Annotated in this window: 3 protein-coding genes and 1 pseudogene; 3 read left to right on the forward strand and 1 reads right to left on the reverse strand. The window is 71.4% G+C overall.

All coding sequences use genetic code 11. The features are described 5' to 3' along the window. Window positions 1–573 precede the first annotated feature (573 nt). Window positions 574–1863 carry an NAD(P)/FAD-dependent oxidoreductase gene (locus ACFE8Y_RS15630; protein ID WP_375465307.1) on the reverse strand — a complete coding sequence of 430 codons (1290 nt, stop codon included), beginning with the start codon at window positions 1861–1863 and terminating at the stop codon, window positions 574–576. Window positions 1864–2129: 266 nt separating this feature from the next. Here ACFE8Y_RS15630 and ACFE8Y_RS15635 point away from each other — a divergent pair. From ACFE8Y_RS15635 to ACFE8Y_RS15645, 3 genes and pseudogenes are all read left to right on the forward strand, one after another. After that, a pseudogene (locus tag ACFE8Y_RS15635) lies at window positions 2130–2462 on the forward strand (response regulator); the annotation flags it as partial. A gap of 10 nt (window positions 2463–2472) precedes the next feature. Next, window positions 2473–4188 (forward strand): sensor histidine kinase, encoded by a 1716-nt coding sequence (locus ACFE8Y_RS15640; RefSeq protein ID WP_375465308.1) that lies wholly within the window; start codon window positions 2473–2475, stop codon window positions 4186–4188. A 308-nt stretch (window positions 4189–4496) separates the two neighbouring features. Next, entirely contained in the window at window positions 4497–5561 is a 1065-nt protein-coding gene (locus ACFE8Y_RS15645) for an OpgC family protein (protein WP_375465309.1), read from the forward strand. Window positions 5562–5842: the final 281 nt, after the last annotated feature.

Here is a 5842-nt window from a genome sequence, read left to right on the forward strand (position 1 = left end):
CGAGACTAAGGGAGGAGCGAGCGTGGTATGCCGCAGCCCATCCGAACCAATCAACGACCGCGCACGCCAGGATCGCGCGCACGTCAATCCGGCCTCACGTTCCCCGACGTCCAGGCCGTCGGACCCTGCGACGAGGGCGGGGCCGACACGACCCTCAGGTGAGACGAGTTTGGTTAACGATCGGTGAAACAGCTTGGCCGTCCGATCCGATCCCGGCGCGCCCCGCCTCGTTCGCGTCACGGCTGGTCCGTGCGCCCTGCGCCGCGCCCGGGTCTGCTGATCGGCACGCGCCGACGCAGCCGGAGCGGGGGCTCCGCGCTTCGACCATGGGGCCTATCGGATTCGCGCGCTACCGCTTCGGCACGACCGTGGGCCGCCGGTATGCTCGACGATGGCTGATGGCACGTCCTCGAACCGGCCGACGCCCTGCTGACGCATCTCGGCCATGACGTCGCGCGGATCACCGCCATGTCGAGCGGCGTGGCCGATCGCATGAGCCGGTGCGTCGTGATCCGCAGCAGGATCAAGAACGAAGCCGGCACGCCGCTTGGCGCCCGTCGGCTCCGGCGAGCCTCAGACCGTACTGCCCTGCCAGGGACGAGGCCAGCGCAGCAGACGATCGGGCGCGAACGGGGCGAGCGGTAGGGACGCGGGCCGGTCCGTGGCGATGTCGGCCACGAGCTGCCCCGTGATCGGCCCCGTCGACAACCCGATATGGCCGTGGCCGAAGGCGAGGATCAGCCCCTCGTGCCGCGGGGCGCGGCCGATCACGGGCAGGCCGTCGGGGGTCGACGGGCGGGAACCGAGCCAGGGCTCGTTGTCGAGGGGCCCGCCGAGGCGCAGGGTGCCGGCGGCCTCGCGGGACGCGGCGTCGATCTGCGCGTGGTCCGGCGGGGCGTGCCGGGCATTCAGCTCCACGCCCGACAGCACCCGCACCCGGCCCGTCGCCATCGGCGCCAGGATCGAGCCGGCCCCCGTGTCGAGCACCGGCCGCGTCAGCGGCGGGCTGTCCGGATGCAGCGCGTAGTGGCGATGGTAGCCGCGCTCGGCCGCGAAGGCGAAGCGGTAGCCGAGCAGGCGAAGGATTTCGGCGGAGGCCGCACCGGCCGCGACCACGGCTTGGCGCGCGCGGACGTGGCCGCCGTCGTAGCGGATGCGCCAGCCGCCCGCCTCGGGCTCCAACCGGGTCGCGGCGGCGCGGATCGTCCGCCCGCCGAGCCCCGAGAACAACCGTCCGCACGCCTCGATCAGACCGCCGGGGTCCTGGACCGAGCCCGTCTCCGGCAGCAGCGTGGCGCGGGCGTAGGGACGCACGAGGGCGGGTTCCAGCGCGTGCAGGGCGGGACCGTCGACGATTTCCATCGCGACGCCGTGCCGGGCCAGGATCGCCCGCTCCAGGGCGGCATCGGCGAAGGCCGCGTCGGTGCGGTAGAGCTTGATCCAGCCGGTGCGCCGCAGATGGTGCGCGGTGCCGGCGCGCGCGGCGAGCTCTTCATGGGCGGCGTAGGCGGCGCTGGTGAGCGGCAGGAGCGCCTCCGCGGCCCGGCGCCAAGCCGAGGCGCGGGCGGCGGCCAGGACGTGCGCCGTCCAGGGCATCACCCGCAAGAGGTGGGCGTGGCGCAGGCGCAGGCCCCGGTCGGCGTTGCGCAGGTAGGCCGGGAGCCTCCCCCAGAGGGCGGGCCCGGACATCGGGAAGATCGAGCCGCGGCTGATCACGCCGGCATTCCCGAACGAGGCGCGGGCGCGCGCCTCGCCCGGATCGCACAGCACCACGTCGAGGCCGCGGTCCCTGAGCGCGATGGCCGAGGCGAGCCCGACCATGCCGCCGCCCACGACGACGATGTCGGCTTGCGTCTCGTTCATGCCGTCGGACCCGGATTCATGACGATCTCGCCCGCGGTTCCGGAGGATTGCGGCGCACCGGCGTTGATGGATAAGGCCCTCGTCCTGGTGCCCCGGGCGCCGCATCCCGCGGAGGGCGCAAAGTCGAGGACCGGCGCGACGATGTGAAGGGACAAGCGTCGAGCACGGGGAAGAGTTGCCGTTCGGACCGCCTCGGGCACGATATCCGAGCCGAGAGCACGCTCCGACGACATGGTCACCGGTTCGCCGCAGGAGCGTGCGACCACACAAGAAGCCTGGAGGATCTGGGCTACACCGCCATCGAGGCCGCCGACAGCGTGGCGGCCCTGAAGGCGCTGCATTCGGACGTGCGTCCCGACCTGCTCGGGATGGATCTCGTCCTGCCCGGCAGCACGGTCTTGCCCGGCAGCACGAACGGATGGCAGATGGCGGAGGCGGGGCGTGCGAGGCGTCCCGACCTCAAGGTGCTTTTCATCACCGGCTACGCCGAGAACGCGGTGCTCGGCCACGGACACCTGGAGCCGGGCATGCGGGTCCTGACCAAGCCGTTCGTTTCGGAAGCGCTGACCCGTTGCATCCGCGATACGATCATGTCTTGACCTGGCCGGCATGCTGACGCGCCGCATCCTGGCCCTGGTCGCTCTGGCGCTCGCGCCGGCCCTCCTGATCCAGGGCTACAACGAGTACGATCTGCGCACGCGGCGTGCCGAGGCTGCCCGCGAGAACGCTCTCAGCTCCGCGCGCGCCGTCGCCGCCGACTTCGGACAGCTCGCCGAGAGCCTGCATCAGGTTCTCGACCTCGTTGCCGCCGAGGGAGCGGTGCGTCGCAAGGAGCCCGCCGCCTGCACGGACTACCTGCGCGACATCATCGGCCGCCTGCCGCAGCTCAACCTCATCGCGATGGCCGAGCCCGACGGGCGCATCATCTGCGACACGCGCGGCTCGGCGCCCGACGCCTACTCGAACGCGGGGCGGGCCTATCATCAGCGGGTTCTCGCCACCGGCCGCTTCGCCATGGGCGACTACGTCGTCGGCGTCGCCACCGGCCTGCCGGCGCTGCACTTCGCCCAGCCGGTTCGGGACGCGGCCGGCAGCCTCGTCGGCGTGGTGGTCGTCAACGTCGGTCTCCGGCAACTCTCGGACCGCCTGCAGGACGTGCTGCGCCTGTCCAGCACCGCGCTGACGGTGACGGATCGCAACGGCGTCGTGCTGGTGCGCCGGCCCGACCAAGCGACCTGGGTCGGTCGTCCGCTGCCCCCGGAGCGGCTGGCCCGCCTCGACCTGTACGGCGAGGGCGCGCGCTCGGTCGAGGGATTGGACGGACGGGCGCGCATCATCGGCGTCGCGCGCCCCGACGGCGTGCTGGAGGGCGTCCAGATCGTGGTCGGCCGCGATCGGATCGCGGCGTTCGCGGACATCGACGCGGCCACCGTGCGCGGCGTCGCGCTGATCCTGCTCGGCGCGGTGCTCGCCCTCACCGGAGCCCTGCTCGGCGGCCGGGCCTTCATCCGGCGGCCCGTGCGGCGGCTGCTGCGCACCGCCGCGGCGTGGCGGGCCGGCGACCTCGATGCCCGCACGGGCCTGAGGGACGCCTCCGAGTTCGGTCAGCTCGGCCAAGCCTTCGACGCCATGGCGAGTTCGCTCCAGGGCCGCGAGGGCGAGCTTCGCTCCGAGATCGCCCGCAGCCATGCGATGCAGGAGCAGCAGACCACGATGCTGCACGAGCTGAACCACCGGGTGAAGAACACGCTCGCGACCGTCCAGTCGCTCGCGCGCCAGTCGCGCGGGGGCGAGGCGCAGGCGGTGCAGTTGGAAGCGCGCATCCTGGCGCTGTCGAAGACCCACGATCTGCTCACACGCGAGGACTGGACCGGAGCCTCGCTGCGGGAGGTGCTGGAGAACGAGCTGAGCCCCTACCGCAACGGTGCCGATCACATCGCCCTCGACGGCCCCGACGTGGCGTTGCCGCCGCGCTACGTCCTGGCGATCGGCATGACCGTGCACGAGTTGACCACGAACGCGGCCAAGTACGGGGCGCTCTCGACGGCCGCCGGGCAGGTGCGCGTGGTCTGGTCCCTCGTGAGGCATGAGGACGGCGCCCGGCACCTCCGCCTGGACTGGCACGAGAGCGGCGGACCGCGGGTCGAGGTTCCGGAGCGGCGCGGCTTCGGCACGCGGCTGATCGCGGGCGGCATCCAGCGGGAGCTCGGCGGCGAGGTGCAGTTGAGCTTCGATCCGGGCGGACTGCGCTGCCTCCTGGACGTCCCGCTTCGAAGTCCAGGCTCGGTCATGTTGAGCCCCGTCGCGGTCGCGCGGGCGCACTGATCCCGAAGGTCCACCGGGCTGTCGGGCGTCGAGCCGAGGCACGCGCGTCCGATGCCCGATCGGTGGCCCGCACGGTCGGGATCGATGGTCCCGACCGTTCCTGATCCGTCGGGGGCGGGCGCGGCCCGGCCGGGCCGTCAGGCGCGAGGGGTGGCTTTTCCCAGCTTGAGCTTAAATGAGGCGTACGGAGCAGCGGCGGCGACGCCCGGCGGTCCGACCTCTCACGCTCCGTATCCCGATCCATGACATCAAGCGATCCCGCGATCAGTCCCGAGCCTGCGCGCCCGCCGCCGAAGCGGGACCCGCGCGTGGACGTGCTGCGCGGCTTTGCTCTGCTGACGATCTTCGTCGACCATATCCCCGACAACGCCCTCGCCCGGTTCACGCTGCACAACTTCGGCTTCTCGGACGCGGCCGAGCTGTTCGTGCTGCTGGCCGGCTACTCGTCCATGATCGCGTATGGCGGCCTGTTCCAGCGCGCCGGAACGTGGACAACCTTGCGCCGGATCGGCCTGCGCTGCGTGCGGATCTACGCGGTGCAGGCGGGGCTGCTGCTGGCCACCCTGGTCATCGTGCGTGCCTGGATGGATCTGACGGGACTGGTTCCCCGCTTCGGGGTCGCGCCGCTGATGCAGATGGGGATCTGGCAAGGATTGCTTCAAGGCCTGATCCTCAACGCCCTGCCGAACTACCTTGACATCCTGCCGCTCTACATCATCCTGCTGATCTTGTTCCCGGCCGTTTACGGCGCCATGCAGCGCAGCATCTCGTCGACTTTGTTGCTCTCGGCCTCGGTCTGGCTGCTGGCCAATCACGACTACCACCTCAATCTCCCGAACGTGGCCGCCGCGGACGACAGCGGATGGTACTTCAATCCCTTCGCCTGGCAGTTCCTGTTCACGATCGGCGCGGCCTTGGCGCTGGCCGTGCGCGCGCGGCAGGGCTTCCTGCCGCAGCGCGCTTGGCTTGTTGGCCTGTGCTGGGCCTACCTCGGCTTCGCGTTCCTCCAGGCGGCGCCCTGGTCGAGCTGGGGCCTGCCCGACCTGAGTCCGGCGGCGATGCCGCAGCCGGACAAGGGCCACGTGGCGCCCTTGAGGCTCATCAACATCCTCGCCCTGATCTACCTCCTGTTCAGTTCCGCGGCCGTCCATGGATTTGCGCTGCACCGCTGGGTCCGCCCGCTGGAGGTTTGCGGTCGGCATTCCCTCGAGATTTTCGCGGCCGGCTGCCTGGCGGCCCTGGCGGGGCGAATCCTCTATCGGACCTTCGGCGCGACGTGGATGCTGCAGGTCGCGACCAACGCGACCGGCCTCCTGGCGATGATCGGCTTGGCGTTCGTCCTGGACCTTCGCTCACGGACGCGGCGAGGCTGACGCATCGGTCCGGCAAGGCGCACGCGGCGCCGAGCGGGCGTTCCAGCCTCACCCCGCGGTGGCGGATTGCAGGTCTCGGCCCCGTTCACGTCGCGGCGTAACCCGAGACGGACGCGGATCGAATCCCGCAGCAAGGGCCGCCTCCGCTCGCACCGTGCGAGGCCCCGCGGCACGGCTGCGAAGACGCGCTTGCGTCCGTCACCCGCCGTGTGTAGAGACGCCCCCATGATCCCCGATAGCTCAGTTGGTAGAGCAGGCGACTGTTAATCGCCTTGTCGCAG

The sequence above is a fragment of the uncultured Methylobacterium sp. genome (genome assembly GCF_964242245.1).
Classification (GTDB): Bacteria; Pseudomonadota; Alphaproteobacteria; order Rhizobiales; family Beijerinckiaceae; genus Methylobacterium.

Bases quoted from the DNA above. Each gene is read 5' to 3' on its own strand.
- ACFE8Y_RS15640 (WP_375465308.1), top strand. From the start codon at position 2,473: ATGCTGACGCGCCGCATCCTGGCCCTGGTCGCTCTGGCGCTCGCGCCG.
- ACFE8Y_RS15630 (WP_375465307.1), bottom strand. From the start codon at position 1,863: ATGAACGAGACGCAAGCCGACATCGTCGTCGTGGGCGGCGGCATGGTC.